The following is a 20,717-nucleotide window of genomic DNA, read 5'->3' as shown; positions in this document are numbered from 1 at the left end:
GTGCATGCCGATCAGACTAATCATGTGGGCGTCAATGAATGGGTAGGTGCGCCCGCCGATGAAAATGTTGTCTGGCATCCTCATGCTGTGACTCGAGAAGATCGCGAGCAACAGCATGGACATCAGGGGGTGGTGCTGTGGTTCACCGGCTTGTCGGGCTCAGGAAAATCTACCTTGGCGGGCGCACTGGAGCAGGCGCTGTTTGCCCGCGGTGTTAGCACTTACTTACTTGATGGCGATAATGTACGCCACGGTTTATGTCGTGATTTGGGCTTCTCTGATAGTGACCGGCGCGAGAATATCCGCCGGGTTGGGGAAGTGGCTAAATTAATGGTGGATGCGGGTCTGGTGGTGCTAACGGCGTTTATCTCCCCTCATCGGGCTGAACGCCAAATGGTGCGAGATATGCTGGCATCAGGCCAGTTTGTTGAGGTGTTTGTGGATACGCCATTGGCGATTTGCGAAGCCCGTGACCCAAAAGGATTGTATAAAAAAGCCCGTGCCGGAGAGCTGAAAAATTTCACCGGAATCGACTCTGTTTATGAATCCCCCGAGCATCCTGATACTCATTTGCAAGGTGAACAATTAGTAACAAATTTGATTGAACAATTGTTAGACGTACTGCGTGGTCGAGCTATTATCAAATCCTGATATACCCTTTGCTCTTGAAGCTACAGTGTTGTTAGCTGTGCGCACTCACCCGGATCACTGACTTGAGTCAGCTCATCGGGGTGAATCCGCTTGCTGTCTACCTGTCACACCAATGACTTTGGGTATAGATACTTATAGCTGCTGGTAAAACACCCTCAGAGTGTGCCGGTGGTAAACTGTACCCACAGGATTTATATGCTCAATATCACCCAGATTACTATCGACGAACAACGGGAACGGGAGGAGCCGTCTTACTCCTTTCTCGGTGGCGTTACAGGCTTTGTCTTCTATTGGCTGGCGTTCGCGATCCCCTTCTTTGTCTACGGCCCCAATACCGTCTTTTTCTTGCTCTACACTTGGCCGTTTTTTTTGGCTTTGATGCCCGTTTCTGTGCTGATTGGCATTACGCTGAGTATGCTATCGCGCGGTAATGTGCTTATCACCGTGGGTGGGGCAGGGATTGCGGTGGTGTGTTTATTCTGGATGTTATTTACATTCCTCACCGGTTGGTGAGGGCTAAATCAGCGGGCTGTTAGGTTTGCCCCAGGGATAGCCCGCTTCAATTTATTACAAATTCAATCTGTTACCGCTTATCCTTGCGCAGAAAGTACCTTGCTAAGAAACGCCTGCGTACGCGGGTTGCTTGGCGCAGTAAAGATCTCTTCCGGTTTGCCTTCTTCCTGAATAACCCCTTGATCAATAAACAATACTCGATCAGCAACATCACGGGCAAAGCCCATTTCATGGGTCACTACCACCATGGTCATCCCCTCCAGAGCTAATGCTTTCATCACCGCCAGCACTTCGCCCACCAGTTCCGGGTCGAGCGCTGAGGTAGGCTCGTCAAACAACATGATTTTCGGCTCCATCGCCAAAGCTCTGGCAATCGCTACCCGCTGCTGTTGCCCACCAGACAAGCTGCTGGGATAAGCATCAATTTTGTCCAGTAAACCGACTTTACGCAGCAATAATTCAGCCCGTTCAATAGCTTGTGTGCGGGACAGTTTTTTGACATCCATGGGGGCCATAATCAGGTTTTCCAGCACCGTCATATGCGGGAACAGATTAAAGCGCTGGAATACCATCCCGACACTTTCGCGCATACGATTGAGATCGGTTTTGGGGTTGTGGATCTCAAAACCATTCACGGTGATTTCACCACCGGACAAGGTTTCCAGTGCATTAATACAGCGCAAAAAGGTACTTTTCCCGGAGCCAGAGGGGCCAATGATGCAGACGACTTCTTTTGGCTGAATTTCGCATGAAATCCCCCGTAGCACATGGGTTTCGCCAAATTGTTTTTGCAGGTTATGTACGTGAATCACTTTTACCGAACCTCGTTTCCATATGCCGGACTAACAGCGAAAGTATGAATGTAATAACCCAATAAACCACCGAAATGACCAGGTAGGGTTCCCAATAAGTGGCATAGGCCCCGGAAACGGTGCGCGCAGCATAGGCTAAGTCAGCCAGCCCGATGGCGGAGGCCAGTGATGAATCTTTCACAATCGCAATGGCGTTGTTGCCCAGCGGCGGTAACATGCGGCGGAAAGCCTGCGGTAGGATAACCTTGCGCATGGTTTTGCCGTAGCTCATACCCAGTGAGCGGGAAGCTTCCATTTGGCCGCGATCAATGGATTGAATACCCGCGCGGAAAATCTCAGAGACATAAGCCCCGGCGTTCAATGTGATAGCCACGATACAAGATAAAAACGCGCCGTAATCAGAACGCAGCATTCTGGCAAAATCAGAGGACATAATGCCATTGGTGACCAGAATGCCATCCCGCGGGTTGATAAACAGCGGCACCAGGGCAAAATGCACCACCATTATCTGTACAAAGAGCGGTGTCCCACGAATGGCACTAATATAGATACGTACCGGCCATTGAACAAAGTAATACAGTATTGGCTTCCAGATACCATGAGGTGCTTGCGCTAACCGCCCCAGACCGAGTGTTAATCCCCAGGTCGTCCCCAAAATCACACAAATAATGGTGCACTTTATTGTCATCCAGGCGCCGTCCATAAACAGTGGGGCGTATTCCTGAATGATTTCCCAACGAAATCCCGACATAAGACAAACAACCTGGTCAGTGAAGTAAAACGAATGCCACCGCAGTTACACGGCGGCTAAAATAGGATGACATTTATTTTGTAGGCGGTGTTGCTGTAGGCAGAGTAGGAACCTGAGCATCAAACCATTTTTCATAAATTTTGGCGTAAGTGCCGTCAGCCACGATTTTTTGCAGGCCGCTATTGATTTTGCTGCGCAATTCTTCGTTACCTTTCGCTACCGCGATGCCGAAGTATTGGCGCTCAAATTTATCATCAGCCACCAGTTCAAAGGCTTTATCTGGGTGGGTTTTCAGGTAGAACTTGGCAACACCCACATCACCAACTGCGGCGGCGATACCATCTTCATATAACTCTTGCAGCATCAGCGGGGTATTATCAAAACGCTTGATTGCGGTACTATTTTTGCCCAATACATCTGAAACTACGATATCCCCAGTGCTGGAATTCACCACGCCAACATTCAGGTTTTTCAATGCGGCAATAGAATCCACTTTAGAGCCTTTAGGGACCACAATGGTTTGTTCTGCTGGGAAGTAAGGATCAGAGAAATCAACCATTTGCTTACGTTTATCTGTAATCGTGATACCGGAAATAATGATGTCGCGATCACCAGAACCTAAAGTGGCAAAAATACCTTCCCACGGCGTATTCACCAATTTGACCTGAAAACCTTCAGCTTTACCGATAGCTTTAATGATATCGATATCAAAACCTTCCAGCTGTTTTTGGCTGTTTTCATATTCGAATGGGCGATAAGTACCGCCGGAACCGACCACGTAAGTGGGTTCGACGGCCATAGCCGTACCCGCAGACAACACGGCTGCCAAGTAAGTCCCGACCAACATTAAACGTTTAAACATGTGAATCTCCCGGTTAAAAGGTACAGATGAATGAAAGTATGATTTTTTTATTTATGCAGTTTGAGTGCATAAAAATAAACTTTTATAACTACAAACTCAACTGTGACGGGAGTTATTTATTTATGGCGATATTAAATATGCATATTTGATTTAATGACTGGCATAAGCTAATGGAAAAAACAACTTTTCCAGTGTTTATCTCTGTGTGATGTTGTTGCGTGATTAATCGACAATAGCGAGGTGAAAGAGGGCAGGAAATTAGCATTTAATGACATTTTGTCGAGTTACGTGGTATTTTTGCCGGAAATCGTCCTTAATCTGCGCCTTGTGGCCTATTTCCGTCACAGAGTGGAGTCCGACGAAAAGTTGTGGGATGATTATACCCGTCATACTTCAAGTTGCATGTGTGTTGGCTGTCTTCGTTCACTCCAGTCACTTACTTGTGTAAGCTCCTGAGGATTATGGGCCTCATTAGAGGCTGCGCTGTTCAAATTGGTTTACAACCAATTTGTCGCTCAGTTGCTGCTTTCCTGCAACTCGAATTATTTACGGTATAGGCAGTTTTTCAGGGGGCGGAAATGGGAAAACTTACGCTACTATTGCTGATTTTACTTGGCTGGCTACAGTATTCATTGTGGTTGGGCAAGAATGGTGTTCATGATTTAGTTCGGGTTAAGGATGACGTGGCGCTCCAAGAGGTCAATAACGGCAAACTTAAAGCTCGAAACGATCAGCTATTCGCTGAAATCGATGATTTAAACGGTGGTCAAGAGGCTATCGAAGAACGCGCACGTAACGAACTGGGTATGATTAAACCCGGCGAAAGTTTCTATCGTCTGGTTCCTGACCAATCCAGACGTAATGCGAGTCTCCCTTCGACGCAAAATAACGCACAACAATAAATAATGAGTAATTTCGCCGTTTCCCTTTCTGAAGTCGCCGCACCTGAAGTTATTGCGATAGTGCCGGCGGCGGGTATTGGCAGCCGCATGCAGGCTGATTGCCCTAAACAATATTTAATTGTGGGGGGCAAGACAATTATTGAACATGCTATTTTTTCTTTGCTGAGTCACCCTCGAATTCAGCGGATTATTGTCGTGATACATCCGCAAGACACGCAATTCTCCAGGTTATCTATCGCCGAGGATCCCCGCATCAGTATTGTTCATGGCGGTGATGAGCGGGCTGATTCTGTGATGGCGGGTTTGCAGCAGGCCGGGCAGGCCGAATGGGCACTGGTTCATGATGCAGCGCGTCCTTGTTTGCACCCAAACGATCTTGAAAAACTGCTGGCAATTACTGAGCACAGCAAGGTCGGTGGCATTCTGGCGGCGCCGGTTCGAGACACCATGAAGCGCAGTGAACCAGGTGTGCAAGCTATTGCCCATACTGTTGATCGTCAAGCACTGTGGCATGCCCTGACACCACAACTTTTCCCGTTTGAGTTATTAAAAATGTGCTTATCCCGTGCCCTACAAGATGGTGCGGTGGTGACTGATGAAGCTTCAGCTCTAGAGCATTGCGGTTATCATCCGATACTGATTTCAGGGCGTTCGGATAATATCAAGGTGACGCGCCCAGAGGATCTGGCGCTGGCAGAGTTTTATTTAACCCAACGGCAATCCCAAAATTCATTGGAGTGCAATTAATGCGAATTGGCCATGGTTTCGATGTGCATAAATTTGGTGAAAATGGCAGCGGCCCATTGATTATTGGTGGTGTGCGTATCCCTTACGAAAAGGGCTTGTTGGCACATTCAGATGGCGATGTTGCATTACACTCTGCCACCGATGCATTACTGGGGGCGGCCGCGTTAGGTGATATCGGCAAATTATTCCCTGACACGGATCCAGCCTTTAAAGGTGCTGACAGCCGCGCTTTATTGCGTGAAGCATACCGCCGCATTCTCGCCAAGGGGTACAAACTGGGTAATCTGGATATTACGATTATCGCCCAAGCCCCTAAAATGGCCCCCCATATCCCACAAATGCGCGTTCATTTGGCAGAAGACCTACAATGTCATATGGATGATATCAATGTAAAAGCCACCACCACTGAGCAGCTTGGTTTTACTGGCCGTGGGGAAGGCATTGCATGTGAAGCGGTGGCGCTATTAATTAAGGTTGAACAGGTTTAAGGCATAACTGATGGATATGGACAATCTAACCTGGCTGCACGGTAAACCCAAGGCGAATGGTGTTTTAAAAGCCAATCCGGAAGATTTCGTGGTAGTCGAAGACTTGGGATTTGAGCCGGATGGCGAAGGCGAGCATCTATTGGTTCGTATCCGCAAAAATGGCTGTAACACCCAATTTGTCGCGGATTATCTGGCGCGTTTCGCCAAGATTCACCCGCGGCTGGTGAGCTATGCGGGCTTGAAAGATCGCCACGCCGTTACCGAGCAGTGGTTCTGTTTACACTTACCGGGCAAAGAAGCACCGGATCTTGCTACTTTCGAGTTAGAAGGTTGTGAAGTGCTGGAGTCTGTGCGCCAGAAAAGAAAACTGCGTATTGGTTCACTGAAAGGCAATGCTTTTACTTTGGTGTTGCGCCACATCACTGATAATCAGGACGTCGAACAGCGATTGCAGCAGATTGCCGTGCATGGTGTACCGAACTATTTTGGTAGCCAGCGTTTTGGTCGTGGTGGCAATAATCTGGTGCAGGCGCGCTTGTGGGCGAACAATGAAATTCGGGTTAAAGAGCGCAGCAAGCGCAGCTTTTACTTATCCGCCAGCCGCAGTGCTATGTTCAACCTGATTAGCAGTAATCGTTTAGCTCAACAGCAAGCCACGACGGTACTGGAAGGTGATGCCTTGCAGCTATCGGGTCGCGGCAGTTGGTTTGTGGCCGGGGCTGATGAATTGCCCTTGTTACAACAGCGGGTTGATGCGGGGGAATTGAATGTGACCGCTCCGTTGCCGGGTGATGGCGAGCTGGGCACTCAGGGCGCGGCATTAGCTTTCGAGCAAGCCAGTTTAGCGGATCAAACCGAGTTACTGGCACTGATTAAGCGCGAACGTGTTGAAGGTGCACGTCGGGCAATCTTATTAAAACCGCAAAATATGACGTGGAACTGGTGGGATGAGGTCACTCTGGAACTCAACTTCTGGTTACCCGCTGGCAGCTTTGCCACCAGTGTGGTGCGGGAAATCATGAATCAGGATAATGCCGATGCTGCGGATATTGCTGAGTAACGATGACGGTATTACTGCGCCGGGCATACAGACGTTGGCAGCCGCATTGCGGGAGTTTGCGCTGGTACAAATCGTAGCACCCGATCGTAATCGCAGCGGCTCCTCCAATGCCTTGACGCTAGATAGCGCCTTGCGCATTACCACCTTATCTAATGGCGACATTGCAGTACAGCAAGGAACGCCGACCGATTGCGTCTATCTTGGGGTCAATGCATTAATGCGACCCCGGCCAGATATTGTGGTTTCTGGCATCAATGCTGGCCCTAATCTGGGGGACGATGTTATCTACTCCGGTACTGTGGCGGCAGCGATGGAAGGGCGACATTTGGGTTTCCCTGCTTTGGCAGTTTCACTTAATGGGCATCAGCACTATGCAACGGCGGCGGCGGTCACATGCCGTATCTTGCGCGCGTTACAACATAAACCGTTGCATACGGGCAAGATACTGAATATTAATGTACCTGATTTACCCTTATCTGAAATCAAAGGGATTCGGGTAACACGTTGTGGTAGCCGCCATCCAGCAGAGCAGGTATTTTGTCAACAAGACCCGCGTGGGCAAGATCTCTATTGGATTGGGCCTCCGGGGGAAAAGTTTGATGTGGCGGAAGACACTGATTTTGCAGCCGTTGAACAAGGCTATGTGTCTATCACGCCGTTGCAGGTTGATTTAACCGCCTATGGGGCTCAAAACGTGGTTGAAAACTGGTTAGCCAATGCTGAGGTTGACGGGGAATGGTAAATAAACGCATGCAAACATTGTTGATGCTGTTACGTCAGCAAGGTATTCAGGACGAGCGCTTGTTACAGGCGATCGAAGCGGTGCCGCGCGAGCGTTTTGTTGATGAGGCACTGGCCCATAAAGCCTATGAGAATACAGCATTGCCTATAGGTTCTGGGCAAACTATTTCTCAGCCTTATATGGTGGCGCGTATGACGGAGTTGTTGCAATTGACACCCACTTCGCGCGTATTAGAGATAGGAACAGGGTCGGGTTATCAAACCGCTATTTTGGCGCATTTGGTCGAACATGTATGCTCAGTCGAACGAATCAAAGGGTTACAGTGGCAGGCAAAACGTCGCCTGAAACAGCTGGATCTGCATAATGTCTCTACCCGTCATGGTGATGGTTGGCTAGGTTGGGCATCACGCGGGCCATTTGATGCGATCATTGTAACCGCCGCCCCGCCAGAAATACCGAATGCTTTACTTGAGCAATTGGACGAGGGCGGGATACTGGTTCTGCCTGTGGGTGAACAGGCTCAAACATTGAAATATGTGCAGCGTCGTAATAATGAGTTCCAGGTTGAGACGGTAGAAGCTGTGCGTTTTGTTCCTTTAGTTAAAGGGGAGTTGGCCTGAAAAAGTGTCATTATTTCAGTCTTAATCTTTGACTAAAGTTGAAGTTCAGTTTTTTTGTGCTAAAGATGGCACAAAAATCAGTAACATAAATTTTATGGTATGGCAGGGGCGCTATTGATAGCATGCGCGCATCTATAATTATTGCTGTCATGGGGGAAGCATGAGCACGGGAAGCCCAATGATTACATTACGCCGGGTAGCGGCATGTACGGTTATGAGTTTATGGTTGGTTGGTTGCAGCAATGATAATACAACATCTGCGCCAATCAGCAGTGTCGGTGGTGATCGCTCTGGTACCATGCTAAGTGGTTCGGACACCAATAGTTCGGGCGAGCGTATCGTTTATAACCGTAGTTACGACAATATCCCCAAAGGAAGCTACAGCGGTAATACTTATACCGTTAAACGTGGTGACACTCTGTTTTACATTGCCTGGATAACGGGGAATGATTTCCGTGATCTGGCCGCAAGAAATAATATTGCAGAGCCTTATAGCCTGAATGTGGGGCAATCTATTCAGTTGGGTAATGGTTCTAGTGGTGGAATGTTAGCCGCGACTGATGCGACATCAGGCGGAATCTCAAAACCGCCTGCAAATATTCAGAACACAACTACAACGGTTGATTCTCAAGCAACTAGCGCGTATTCTGAAAACTCGGGTAAACAGAATGTTGGCAAAATGTTGCCAGCGTCAGGGGCAGTTGTCGCTACAACCGCACCTGTTATCGCACCGAGCAGTCCAATCAGTGACCCTACCAGCAATGGTGGCCCAGTGAGTAACTGGAAATGGCCAACTGAAGGTAAAACGATCGATAGTTTCTCTGCTTCCGAAGGGGGAAATAAAGGGATTGATATCGCCGGTTCTCGTGGGCAACCTATCTTCGCTACAGCAAATGGGCGAGTTGTGTATGCCGGGAACGCACTGCGTGGTTACGGTAATCTAATCATCATCAAACACAATGATGATTACCTGAGCGCCTACGCTCATAACGATACAATGCTGGTCCGGGAACAAGAAGAAGTGAAGGCGGGTCAAAAAATAGCAACCATGGGTAGCACCGGAACCAGTTCAGTAAGATTGCACTTTGAAATTCGTTACAAGGGGAAATCCGTAAACCCGCTGCGTTACCTTCCGCAGCGATAGACTGGGCAGAATACGCTGTATTCTGCTCGCCGGATTCACGGGTAGGAGCAGCATATGAGCCAAAATACGCTGAAAGTTAACGAGTTGCATGAAGATGCTGATTTTGATGAAAACAGTACGGAAACTGAAATTTTCGACGAAAAAGCATTAGTAGAAGATGAACCTACTGAAAGCGAGTTAGCAGAAGATGAGCTGTTGGCGCAAGGTGTTACCCAGCGAGTACTGGATGCAACGCAGCTCTATCTTGGTGAGATTGGTTATTCACCGTTATTGACCGCAGAAGAAGAGGTTTATTTTGCCCGGCGTGCATTGCGCGGAGATGTGTCTTCACGCCGGCGCATGATCGAAAGTAACTTGCGGTTGGTGGTGAAGATCGCCCGCCGTTACAGTAATCGCGGTTTAGCGCTGCTGGATTTGATTGAAGAGGGTAACCTCGGCCTGATCCGTGCAGTGGAAAAATTTGACCCTGAACGCGGTTTCCGTTTCTCCACTTATGCCACTTGGTGGATACGTCAGACGATTGAACGGGCAATAATGAACCAAACCCGTACTATCCGTTTGCCTATCCATATCGTTAAAGAATTAAACGTTTATTTGCGTACAGCGCGAGAGCTTTCTCATAAATTAGATCATGAACCGAGTGCGGAAGAGATTGCTGAGCAACTCGACAGACCGGTCGATGACGTGAGCCGTATGTTACGCCTTAACGAACGTATCACGTCTGTTGATACGCCTTTAGGCGGCGACTCAGAGAAAGCGTTGTTAGATATTCTGTCTGACGAAAATGAAAACGGCCCAGAAGACACCACGCAAGATGACGATATGAAGCAAAGTATCGTTAAATGGCTGTTCGAATTGAATGCAAAACAGCGCGAAGTTCTGGCTCGTCGTTTTGGTCTGTTAGGGTATGAAGCAGCAACGCTGGAAGATGTTGGCCGTGAGATTGGTTTAACACGTGAACGTGTTCGTCAGATTCAGGTTGAAGGATTACGGCGTTTGCGGGAAATTCTGCAAGCACAAGGCCTGAGTATCGAAGCATTGTTCCGTGAATAAGCACTATCATGAGTAACCTAGAAAACACGAAAACGGTGAACTGATGTTCACCGTTTTTTTATGCCTGTAACTTACTATTTGGTGGGTTACAGGCGGTAAGTGTGTTTGAAAAGAGCCGTTACACCATATTTTTCAGGCGGTAAATCCATTCAAGTGCCTGACGTGGCGATAGAGAATCTGGGTCCAGGGCTTCTAATGCTTCGACGGCGGGCGGGACTTCTTCATTTAGCAATGTGAGTTGCGAGCCATCAATCTTGCTTGCTGCTGCATTATTTGACAATGATTCCAGTTCTTTCAGTTTTTGCCGCGCGCGCTTTATCACGTCCCGTGGCACACCGGCCAAGGCTGCAACGGCTAAACCGTAACTTTTACTCGCCGCACCATCTTGCACACTGTGCATAAAGGCGATAGTTTCGCCATGTTCCAGTGCATCCAGATGAACATTGACCACGCCTTCCATCTTTTCTGGTAGGGTCGTCAGCTCAAAGTAATGAGTCGCGAATAGTGTCATGGCTTTGATACGGCTAGCCAGATTTTCCGCACAGGCCCAGGCCAGTGAAAGACCATCATAAGTCGACGTACCGCGCCCAATTTCATCCATCAACACTAAACTTTGCTCGGTGGCGTTATGCAGAATATTCGCTGTTTCTGTCATTTCGACCATAAAGGTAGAACGACCGGATGCCAGGTCATCCGCTGCACCGACGCGGGTGAAAATGCGATCAATTGGCCCAATGGTGGCTTGAGCAGCGGGAACATAACTCCCCATATGTGCCAGCAATACAATCAACGCTGTTTGGCGCATATAAGTACTTTTACCGCCCATATTCGGGCCAGTAATGATCAACATACGCCGTTGAGGTGACAAGGTTAGTGGGTTAGAAATGAAAGGCTCGCTGAGTACCTGCTCCACCACTGGATGACGGCCCCCGGTAATTTTGATCCCCGGTTTATCACTCAAAACAGGACAGTTATAGTTGAGTGTTTCCGCTCTTTCAGCCAGATTTGCGAGTACATCCAGCTCAGCCAGCGCATTGGCACTGATTTGTAATTCGGATAGATGCGGCAAAAGCAGATCGAAAATCTCTTCGTATAAACCTTTTTCAATCGCCAAAGCTTTGCCTTTAGAGGTCAGAACTTTGTCTTCATACTCTTTTAGCTCAGGAATGATATAGCGTTCGGCATTCTTCAGGGTTTGTCTGCGAACATAATGAATTGGTACCAGATGGCTTTGCCCCCGACTCACCTGAATGAAGTAGCCATGAACGCCATTAAAACCTACTTTTAGTGTATCCAGGCCCAGTTTTTCGCGTTCACGGATTTCCAACCGATCCAGATAATCGGTCGCGCCATCAGCCAGCGCCCGCCATTCGTCTAATTCTGCATTGTATCCCGGCGCGATCACGCCCCCATCGCGTACCAATACTGGCGGTGTTTCAACAATGGCGCGTTCCAACAAGTCTTGTAATTCATCAAATTGACCGACTTGTGACAGTAAATTTTGTATATGAGGAACATCCAGCGGTTGCAATAGCCGATGAATTTCAGGTAATTGCTGGAACGCATGGCGCATTCTTGCCAAATCTCTCGGGCGTGCAGTTCGCAGTGCCAGACGAGCCAGAATACGTTCTAAATCTCCGACTTGACGCAACGGAGTTTGCAGTTCAGCGGTAATATTTTGCAAGCCGCCAATCGCCTGCTGGCGATCGGTCAATACCTTAGTGTCACGGATTGGCATATGCAGCCAGCGTTTCAGCATGCGGCTACCCATGGCAGTCACACTGCAATCAAGGATAGCGGCCAGTGTATTTTCCGTTCCTCCGGACAAATTCTGGGTCAGTTCAAGATTGCGGCGGGTCGCGGCATCCATAACTATGCCATCTTGCTGGCGTTCCATGGTTAAACCACGGATATGAGGCAGGGAAGTGCGCTGGGTATCTTTGACATATTGCAGTAAACAACCCGCTGCCCGCAGTGCTTGATGAGATTGTTCAACCCCAAAACCAATTAAATCGCGGGTACCAAATTGCAGATTAAGCTGCTGTTTGGCTGTTTCCAGCTCAAATTCCCATAACGGGCGGCGACGTAAGCCATGTCGATGTTCTATCAACGACATGGGCTCGAAATTTTCTGGATAAAGTAACTCTGCGGGATTGGTGCGTTGTAACTCGGCAGCCATAGTTTCAAGGTCTGCGGGTTCTGCAACCCTAAAGCGGCCTGAACTGATATCCAGTGTTGCATAACCAAATCCGCGAGCATCCTGCCAGATAGCTGCCAGCAGATTATCTTGCCGTTCTTGCAGCAAGGCTTCGTCACTTACGGTGCCGGGGGTGACGATACGCACTACTTTACGTTCAACTGGCCCTTTGCTGGTGGCAGGGTCGCCGATTTGCTCACAGATAGCGGCTGATTCACCCAATTGAACCAGTTTTGCCAGATAGTTCTCTATTGAATGATAGGGAACACCGGCCATAGGAATAGGTTCACCGGCGGAAGAGCCCCGTTTCGTTAGTGAGATATCCAGCAACTGTGACGCGCGTTTGGCGTCACTGTAGAACAGTTCATAAAAATCACCCATGCGATAAAACAGCAAGATGTCAGGGTGCTGGGCCTTGAGCCGATGATACTGCTGCATCATTGGGGTATGGGAATCTAGCTTATCAGTATTATTCATGCGGTTATGTTTTCTAGTTAAGTCCTTTTTCCAGCCGATATACTAGCCCAGCAGCCCAGAAACTGACATAGCTAAAAACTCGAGACGACTCGCAAACAAAGCAGATTAGCCCCTAAACTCAGGAGCTATGCATTGATCTGTCAGCTTATTGGGGGGGAGGCTACTGGAATGCAGGGTTTTTGGGGAACAGCGCGTGAGCTGTATCCCGCAGGTGGTTGGCCTGAGAGAGGTCATTTTGATATTGAGTAATCATAATAAGGCTTTGATAAACATTCGGATCATTGTGCAATTGAATGTATCGCTCGGCCCATACGCGGAACTGAGTCAGTAACGCAGGATCAGGATTTTGGTTAAATTGCAGTAACAGATTGATATGCCGAATGTATTGATACCTTTCCCACTGGATATAGGGATTTATCAGTTTATCTAACGGCTGCATATCAACCAAACCACTCCTTTCACTCAGTGTCAGTATCCGACCAGTTTTGAAGCCCGTCACCATAAATAGCAGGGTACATAGTGCGGATAGCACAATAACGCCCTGTAGCCAGCGCCGCCACTGGGGAAGGGGAGAGGCTATAGGTACTAACATGTTTTCTGGTACCATCAGTCGACCCAGTAAGATCAGCACCAGCCAGTGAGCAGCAGAGTGATAAAGAGGCAGCTCGGTCATCAGATGCAAAGCAATTGGGAGAGTGAGTACCCAGAGAGGGAAAACCCTCTTCGGTTGAATTAATAGCGGTTTTATATACCCGGCAACTAATACCAGCATCCCCACCAAAGCCACGATGCCACCCTCTGCCCAGCCATAAAGCACTTCATTATGCGGATGAGAAGGGTAACCCGAGTCTTTAAATATTAGCCCGTTCTGTACTAACTCTCGGGCAAAGGCGGACTCAAAGTTACCGTATCCCCAGCCCAGCCATGGGCGTTGTTGTATCATCTGCCAGGTATATTCCAACATTAACCAGCGTTCTTGGTTGCTGGCTCCTTTTGCTACCAATATGCTGACTTTCATCTGTTCCTGCAGATAAAAGGCACCTAACAGACTGATCAGGCTGAATAGCCACAACCAGGCTATTTTTCGTTGACGCCAGTAATAGAGAGAAAGCAATGATAGCGTTGTGACGCCGCCAACCCAGCCAATTCGCGATTGCAATAGCATTAATATGCCGGGGAAAACCAGCAGCGTGAGGGTGCTTATGCCACGTATGACCCGATTGCCTGAGGCCATAAACAGGTAGGTCGCGATGCCATAGCCTGTTGCCAGGTAACTGGCCAGCACATTAGTTTGCTGAAACATCCCGTAAGGGCGCTGGGTAATATCAAATTCCATCCAGTTATCTGCTGTAAAAACAAACCATTGCAGTAAAGCCAGTATAGCCTGGCCCCAGGCCGACAACAGTATTAACAGTAACCACGCTTGTCGTGCATTGTGATTTAGTTTCAGCCGAAACAGCCCAAGCAGCAGTATTATCCCCCCCCACAAACCGAGCATTCGTGGTAGCCAGGCCCCGATATGCTGTAATGACGCGGGCCACAACCCTGGAAGTGTCAGCAGCAGCGCACCAAACAACAGCCATAGATTGCTCGGAGAGTTTACCGAGCGGGCCTCTACACTTTGTGGCCAATAGAGCACAATCACTAACAGCGCCATCATGGCCCAGATGATAATATTATGGGGAAGATGAAGCCCGGCGCCGCCTCGATTGATTTCATAGTGCATCATGGAGACAAACGTCATGACCATGAGCAGCAAAACAATAAGGTTAACTTTTCGTGTGGGAAAAGTGGTTTTAATCGATGTAAAAAAGAATAATTTCATTATTTTCAATTGATTGCTGTTTGGTGAACTGTGTTGGCGGTTAGTGGGTAACGATCATCTAGTGTATTGAGTCATAAATGCTCAATAAGAGTGACTTCAGTTATTTTTCAGTCGGATGAGCAATAAACCAGCGTAGTGAGTTCATCACTTTGGTTTCTGACATTTTGGCTCTATTTTCATCGACTAACTTCATTAATACCAATCTTGCCGTATAAATATCCAGCTGTGCTTTATCAGCAAGCTCTCTTGTTTTTGGCCAATTGATAACTGGGGGAGGTGATTCAGTAAATTGTTCCTTTAGAACATTACATCGTTCTTCCAATATACTCATGACTTCTTCTTTACGTTGATCCTTAGGTTTCATTGATTAATTCCTCATGCAATTTATCTTATTAAGAATGTCTTATTTTTAATTTCTTACATTCCTACTAACAGGTTTATATTTCACACATATTGGTAGGACGTTTCCTACAAATTAAAAGACTATTCATACAGACATCGGTGTTTTCTCTTATTTATTTTATATTGTTTTTATAATCCTTATTTTTATCTTCAGAATGGGTTCGCGAAAATTTAACAATTAGGCTCAGTTAATAAGCCGGGCAACTATTTTATTCAATTAAAACGCTCGGTTAAATACCTTTCTTTATATCTGAAGTGATGGTGGGTGGCATTTTTTAATTATCCATTAATTTCAATAACTTACTGAGTATAATATATAAAAAAACCTCGCTTTCCTTTGACTTAACCAAAGTATTAGCAAGGTTTAAATGTATTATTGTTAAGCTTTTTCTGCTTTTTGCATTAAAATTATAAGGATTTAATATCGATTATAATTTGACTAATGGAATAAGCAATCATTAATTTCGTAAAATAGACTTTTAGCGATCTAATGTGTCGATTTGCTCATTTTTGTAGTAGGATATGTCGAGCGGGCAATGTTTTTCGATCAAAGTTATCGATATTATTGTTTTAAATTAGTTAATTAAGTTAAACACTCTGAATTTTGATTGTTTGAATTAAATAACTATCAAGTGGAGCGTTATATTTGTATTATCTGCGTCGAACAAAAAGGGCTTTATCGTTATTTAAACGTTTTCTAAAGATGTAGATATTCTTCAATGTCTCCATGTTGACTTTATAGCTCTAAGCAGTTCGCAGTTTATCTTCTTGTATTTTTACAACAAGAAACTGCATGAATTTTTATGTTTAAAACAACTTCGATGCGGTATTTACCTTGATTTTATTAAGGTAAATCAGCGGGCAAAACTTTAATTGTGTATAAAGGAATCACGTAATGAAACTGAATAAAACGATCTTGGCTGCAGCTATGGTATTGGGTTTTGCTTCTGTGGCTAACGCTGCTGACCAAGGCCAAGGTACTGTAACTTTCAATGGTTCTATCATTGATGCACCTTGCTCAATCGCAGCAGGTTCAGATGCACAGACTGTTGAAATGGGCCAGATCTCTAACGTGGCACTGCAGAATGGCGGCAAATCATCTGCACATGATTTCAAAATCAAATTGGAAAACTGTGACACCACCACTCTGAAAACTGTAACCACCACTTTCGGCGGTGCAGAATCAGCAGCAGTAGCTGGCCTGTTGGGTATCACTGGTGTAGCTGAAGGCGCTGGTATCGCAATCGTTGATGGTACTGGTTCTGTTATCAAACTGGGTACTGCAACTGAACAGCAGACTCTGGTTGCTGGTAACAACACCCTGGCATTCTCTGCTTACCTGCAGGGCAGCACTGTATCTGACGCTATCAAACCAGGCAGCTTCTCAAGCGTAGCTGACTTCACCCTGGCTTACCAATAAGCATCATTTTCTAATTCGACATGCGGATTTTTCCGCATGTCTTTTTCTCTTGAAAAAGATACGTGCTGGATGAGTTAGGTGATTTATGTCCAAGTCATTTTTTTTGATAGTGCCTCCTTCCTTACTGATGGCGTCATTACTGAGTCTACCGGTAATGGCAGATCCCATGAAAACCAATTGGGGCCGCGTGAGTATGGAAGGAAGTATTACTGATACTGCTTGCGCTATAGATCCGGGAAGTTTGGAACAGACCATTGATATGGCAATTTTGCCTATCGGTCAATTGGTTCAGAACGGCGTTGGAGATGACCATCCCTTTGCCATTCGTTTGCTTGATTGCACGATAGTTCATTCCGATTCGGACAAAGCGAACCGGCAGCATTTTGCCGTGACATTTGACGGTGCTGCGGACGGTAATAATTTTGCGGTTTACGGAGAAGCCGAAGGAGTAGCAATGCAAATTATTGATGATAAAGGCATTGCTTCAACTCCAGGGGTAGCATCACCGGAAATAAATATCATCCCTGCTGATCTGAAACTCAATTATGCCCTGCGGTTAGTGGGCAATGGCAAGATGCTGCGTGCTGGAACTTATCATTCTAGCGTTCGTTTCAAATTGGATTATTACTGATTTCAATGAGTAAGGTGACATATCTCATGGTATCCGCTCGTTCCATTACCTCTGGTATTGCCTGTCGTGATTTATTGCGAATTCTGATCGCTGTTGCATTAAGTGGCAATGCGTATGGTGTGTTTGCTAGTGATGATATTCAGTTTAATACAGATGTGCTGGATACCAAGGATCGCGCTAATTTTGACCTAAGTCAGTTCTCCCAACGCGGTTATATCATGCCAGGGAGTTATAACTTATTGGTTAGTATGAATAAACAGGAACTCAGTGAGCAGCCAATTATATTCTACGCCTCTGAAACAGACCCTAAAAAAAGTGAAGCGTGTTTATCACCCCAGTTAATTGAGTTACTGGCATTAAAAGAAGATAGCTTTAAAAAGTTGGCGTGGTCGCGTGGTGGTGAATGTCTCGATATCAGCAGCTTACCCGGCTTGACCGTGGAAGGCGATTTAGCCACTTCCTCGTTGCACCTGAGTGTGCCGCAAGCCTGGCTGGAATATAGCGAACCTGACTGGGATCCTCCGTCTCGTTGGGAAGACGGTCTTCCCGGTGTGCTGTTTGACTACAACCTGTTAGGGCAGTTGAACCGCCAGCAAAAGAGCAATACCAGCAATAACACATTGAGCGGTAACGGAACCACCGGCGCTAACTTAGGTGCCTGGCGTCTGCGTGCAGATTGGCAGTCGCGTGTCGATCAGAATTCTGATGCCGAGTCTAATCGCAAATGGGATTGGAGCCGTTATTACGCCTATCGCGCTATTCCGAGTTTGGGCGCTAAGTTGACATTGGGTGAAGACTTTTTGAACTCTGCCATCTTTGATAGCTTCCGCTTCAGCGGTGCTAGCCTGGCGACAGATGACAATATGTTACCGCCGAATTTGCGTGGCTATGCACCTGAGATTACGGGTGTGGCCCGAACCAATGCGCGGGTTATTGTGAGTCAGCAAGGGCGAGTGTTGAGTGAAACACTGGTCGCTGCCGGTCCTTTCCGCATCCAGAACTTGAACAGTTTTGTTTCTGGGACGCTGGATGTACGAGTAGAAGAGCTTGATGGGCAAGTTCAACAATTTCAGGTGAATACCGCCAGTATTCCTTACCTGACCCGCCCTGGAATGGTGCGCTACCGGGTGGCCGCAGGTAAGCCTTCGAGTATCGGGCATCAGTCTGAAGGGCCGGTATTTGGTTCCGGGGAATTCTCTTGGGGGATCAATAGCGGCTGGTCATTGTTTGGTGGTGGGATCAGTGGTGAAAACGAATATCAAGCGGCATCCATGGGGATTGGCCGTGATTTGATGGAATTTGGTGCAGTGTCGGTTGATATGACCCAATCATGGGCCACTTTACCCGAGAAAGGCACTTTGAGTGGTGGCTCTTATCGCGTCAACTATTCGAAAAACTTTCAGGAGACAGGCAGTCAGGTGACGTTTGCTGGCTATCGCTTCTCTGAACGTAACTTTATGACCATGACGGAATATCTCGACACACGTTATCGCGGTAATAGTGTGGGTGGCAATAAAGAGATGTACACCATCAGCTTCAACCAGCAATTTCAGGATCTGGGGCTGAGCGCGTATTTGAACTATAGCCATCAAACATATTGGGATCGCTCGGCGAATGACCGCTATAACCTGTCACTCTCGCGCTATTTCGATATTGGCAAAGTGAAAAACGTCAGTATGACATTCTCGGCTTTCCGCAACCGTTATAACGAAAGCAATGATGATGGGGTGTATCTGTCCTTGTCTATGCCGATTGGCAACAGTGCAACAATCAGTTATAGCGCGTCAGTCAATGGCCGTGAAAACAGTCAGCGAGTGGGGTATTCCGATCGCATAGATGCTCATAACAACTACCAGATCAATACTGGCGTAGCCCGTAGCGGCGCGTTGGTCAGCGGTAACTACAACCACATTGGTAGTAGCGCGGATATTAACGCCAACGCCAGTTATCAGGAAGGCCAATATTCTTCCGTCGGTTTAGGTATTCAGGGCGGGGCCACTATTACGGCTGAAGGTGGGGCTTTACATCGGGTGAATACTCTTGGTGGAACCCGATTGTTACTTGATACCCAAGGGGTATCCGGTGTTCCGGTGCAAGGGTATGGCTCATCAATACGCACCAACCGGTTTGGTAAAGCTGTGGTCGGTGATGTGAACAGTTATTACCGCAACCGGGCCAGTATAGATATTGATAACCTGGCGGATGATGTTGAGGCCAGAGGAACCGTAGCACAAGTCACACTGACTGAAGGCGCTATTGGTTATCGCCGCTTTAATGTGATTTCCGGCGAAAAAGCGATGGCCATGATACGCATGGCAGATGGTACATCACCGCCATTTGGGGCCACCGTATTAAATGAAAATCAGCAAGAGACCGGCATTGTTAACGACGACGGTTCCACTTATCTCAGTGGGATAAAAGCCGGTGAAACTATGTCAGTAAACTGGAATGGGAAGGCGCAATGTAGCATCACCTTACCGAAGGCACTTTCTCCGGCAATACTGGCGAATCTACTGCTGCCTTGCCAGCCGATAGCGGCGGGAAATAAGCTCCCGGCATCAGAGTAGAAAGCTTTGGTAACGGACCTGCGGATAACCGCGGGTTCCGGTAAGAGAAAACGTTCGGTGCCACCAGGTTCTGACAAAACTAATTCGAAGGAAAAAGTAATGAAATTGAATAACAAACTGCGTATCACCACGATTCTGGTGACGGCACTTATGGCTCAGCAAGCAACAGCAGCGATTGCACTGGATAGAACCCGGGCCATTCTTAATGGCGGCGATAAGTCCATCAGCTTGAATATCAGCAACCAGAATAAGGAATTGCCTTATCTGGCGCAGGGTTGGATTGAAGATGAGCAGGGTAACAAGATCAATTCACCGTTGACGGTGGTTCCACCGGTTCAGCGGGTAGAACCCGGTGCGATGAGCCAGTTAAAAGTACAAACCTTGCCGGCAGTGAACCAGTTGGCGCAAGACCGGGAAACCTTGTTCTATTTTAACTTGCGCGAAATTCCACCGCGCTCGGACAAGCCCAATACTTTGCAAATTGCTTTGCAAACGCGCATCAAACTTTTCTACCGCCCAGTGGGCATCGTGCCCCAAAAGGCGGATATGTCGACACCTTGGCAGGAAAAGTTACAACTGACTCGTCAGGGCGATCGTTATCAGGTTAATAACCCGACCCCGTATTACATCACGCTGGTCGATGCCAGTGAGAGCAAAAACGGGAAAACAGCAGCGGGCTTCAAGCCACTCATGATTGCGCCAAAAGCGCAGGGTATGTTGGATGTCAGCGCTGCCGCATTGGGTAGCAAACCGGTGTTGACTTATGTCAATGATTTTGGTGGTCGGCCAAAATTGGTATTTGGTTGCACGGGTAGCACGTGTTCTGTGGTTGAAAGCATCAAGTAACGGCGTA

20 protein-coding genes are annotated in these 20,717 nt (G+C 47.4%); 14 read left to right on the top strand and 6 right to left on the bottom strand.

The genetic code is table 11. From position 1 onward, the window contains the following. Positions 1-651: an adenylyl-sulfate kinase gene (cysC, locus tag DX162_RS02085; protein WP_004389101.1), complete on the top strand. Its 651-nt coding sequence runs from the start codon at positions 1-3 to the stop codon at positions 649-651. A 195-nt stretch (positions 652-846) separates the two neighbouring features. After that, positions 847-1,164, top strand: coding sequence for a DUF3561 family protein (locus tag DX162_RS02080; RefSeq protein ID WP_004389102.1), 318 nt, complete (start codon positions 847-849; stop codon positions 1,162-1,164). Positions 1,165-1,241: 77 nt separating this feature from the next. Here the strand turns inward: DX162_RS02080 and DX162_RS02075 are convergent, their stop codons facing one another. The 3 genes from DX162_RS02075 to DX162_RS02065 all read right to left on the bottom strand — a co-directional run bounded on the left by DX162_RS02075 (position 1,242) and on the right by DX162_RS02065 (position 3,589). Further along, on the bottom strand, positions 1,242-1,976 hold the full coding sequence (locus DX162_RS02075) for an amino acid ABC transporter ATP-binding protein (protein WP_032819185.1): 735 nt from the start codon (positions 1,974-1,976) through the stop codon (positions 1,242-1,244). Further along, a complete protein-coding gene (locus tag DX162_RS02070; protein WP_004389104.1) occupies positions 1,960-2,727 on the bottom strand; it encodes an amino acid ABC transporter permease in 768 nt (255 codons plus the stop codon). Before DX162_RS02070 ends, DX162_RS02075 begins: the two co-directional genes overlap by 17 nt. A gap of 73 nt (positions 2,728-2,800) precedes the next feature. Continuing rightward, positions 2,801-3,589, bottom strand: a complete 789-nt coding sequence (locus DX162_RS02065) for a basic amino acid ABC transporter substrate-binding protein (protein ID WP_004389105.1) — start codon at positions 3,587-3,589, stop codon at positions 2,801-2,803. Between the two features lie 578 nt (positions 3,590-4,167). Here DX162_RS02065 and ftsB point away from each other — a divergent pair. The 8 genes from ftsB (at position 4,168) to rpoS (ending at position 10,345) form a co-directional block, all read left to right on the top strand. Then, positions 4,168-4,491, top strand: a complete 324-nt coding sequence (ftsB, locus tag DX162_RS02055; protein WP_032819186.1) for a cell division protein FtsB — start codon at positions 4,168-4,170, stop codon at positions 4,489-4,491. Between the two features lie 3 nt (positions 4,492-4,494). Further along, positions 4,495-5,238, top strand: coding sequence for a 2-C-methyl-D-erythritol 4-phosphate cytidylyltransferase (gene ispD / locus DX162_RS02050; RefSeq protein ID WP_004389111.1), 744 nt, complete (start codon positions 4,495-4,497; stop codon positions 5,236-5,238). Continuing rightward, on the top strand, positions 5,238-5,726 hold the full coding sequence (gene ispF / locus DX162_RS02045) for a 2-C-methyl-D-erythritol 2,4-cyclodiphosphate synthase (RefSeq protein ID WP_032819188.1): 489 nt from the start codon (positions 5,238-5,240) through the stop codon (positions 5,724-5,726). Before ispD ends, ispF begins: the two co-directional genes overlap by 1 nt. 10 nt (positions 5,727-5,736) lie before the next feature. Beyond that, complete coding sequence (gene truD / locus DX162_RS02040; RefSeq protein WP_004389112.1) at positions 5,737-6,786, top strand: tRNA pseudouridine(13) synthase TruD; 1,050 nt, start codon at positions 5,737-5,739, stop codon at positions 6,784-6,786. After that, positions 6,764-7,528 carry a 5'/3'-nucleotidase SurE gene (gene surE / locus DX162_RS02035; RefSeq protein ID WP_032819190.1) on the top strand — a complete coding sequence of 255 codons (765 nt, stop codon included), beginning with the start codon at positions 6,764-6,766 and terminating at the stop codon, positions 7,526-7,528. The genes truD and surE overlap by 23 nt, the downstream gene beginning before the upstream one ends. Next, complete coding sequence (locus DX162_RS02030) at positions 7,522-8,148, top strand: protein-L-isoaspartate(D-aspartate) O-methyltransferase (RefSeq protein WP_032819192.1); 627 nt, start codon at positions 7,522-7,524, stop codon at positions 8,146-8,148. The genes surE and DX162_RS02030 overlap by 7 nt, the downstream gene beginning before the upstream one ends. A 178-nt stretch (positions 8,149-8,326) precedes the next feature. Next, entirely contained in the window at positions 8,327-9,292 is a 966-nt protein-coding gene (gene nlpD, locus DX162_RS02025) for a murein hydrolase activator NlpD (protein ID WP_004389115.1), read from the top strand. A gap of 54 nt (positions 9,293-9,346) precedes the next feature. Further along, positions 9,347-10,345 (top strand): RNA polymerase sigma factor RpoS, encoded by a 999-nt coding sequence (rpoS, locus tag DX162_RS02020; protein ID WP_004389116.1) that lies wholly within the window; start codon positions 9,347-9,349, stop codon positions 10,343-10,345. A gap of 118 nt (positions 10,346-10,463) precedes the next feature. Here rpoS and mutS read toward each other — a convergent pair whose 3' ends face one another. From mutS to DX162_RS02005, 3 genes are all read right to left on the bottom strand, one after another. Beyond that, on the bottom strand, positions 10,464-13,019 hold the full coding sequence (gene mutS / locus DX162_RS02015) for a DNA mismatch repair protein MutS (protein ID WP_004389117.1): 2,556 nt from the start codon (positions 13,017-13,019) through the stop codon (positions 10,464-10,466). A gap of 160 nt (positions 13,020-13,179) precedes the next feature. Further along, positions 13,180-14,769 carry a PglL family O-oligosaccharyltransferase gene (locus DX162_RS02010; RefSeq protein ID WP_276329931.1) on the bottom strand — a complete coding sequence of 530 codons (1,590 nt, stop codon included), beginning with the start codon at positions 14,767-14,769 and terminating at the stop codon, positions 13,180-13,182. A 175-nt stretch (positions 14,770-14,944) separates the two neighbouring features. Continuing rightward, complete coding sequence (locus DX162_RS02005) at positions 14,945-15,208, bottom strand: hypothetical protein (protein ID WP_004389119.1); 264 nt, start codon at positions 15,206-15,208, stop codon at positions 14,945-14,947. A gap of 933 nt (positions 15,209-16,141) precedes the next feature. Here DX162_RS02005 and DX162_RS02000 point away from each other — a divergent pair. The 4 genes from DX162_RS02000 to DX162_RS01985 all read left to right on the top strand — a co-directional run bounded on the left by DX162_RS02000 (position 16,142) and on the right by DX162_RS01985 (position 20,710). Continuing rightward, on the top strand, positions 16,142-16,666 hold the full coding sequence (locus tag DX162_RS02000) for a fimbrial protein (protein ID WP_004389120.1): 525 nt from the start codon (positions 16,142-16,144) through the stop codon (positions 16,664-16,666). Positions 16,667-16,793: 127 nt separating this feature from the next. Next, complete coding sequence (locus DX162_RS01995) at positions 16,794-17,297, top strand: fimbrial protein (RefSeq protein ID WP_004389121.1); 504 nt, start codon at positions 16,794-16,796, stop codon at positions 17,295-17,297. Positions 17,298-17,323: 26 nt separating this feature from the next. Next, on the top strand, positions 17,324-19,864 hold the full coding sequence (locus DX162_RS01990) for an outer membrane usher protein (RefSeq protein WP_004389122.1): 2,541 nt from the start codon (positions 17,324-17,326) through the stop codon (positions 19,862-19,864). Between the two features lie 99 nt (positions 19,865-19,963). After that, positions 19,964-20,710 (top strand): fimbria/pilus periplasmic chaperone, encoded by a 747-nt coding sequence (locus DX162_RS01985; RefSeq protein ID WP_004389123.1) that lies wholly within the window; start codon positions 19,964-19,966, stop codon positions 20,708-20,710. Positions 20,711-20,717: the final 7 nt, after the last annotated feature.

Origin of the sequence: Yersinia kristensenii, from assembly GCF_900460525.1 — a bacterium.
Classification (GTDB): domain Bacteria; phylum Pseudomonadota; class Gammaproteobacteria; order Enterobacterales; family Enterobacteriaceae; genus Yersinia; species Yersinia kristensenii.
The sequence above is the reverse complement of the archived record's forward strand: the minus strand, read 5'-3'. Positions and strand labels throughout refer to the sequence as shown.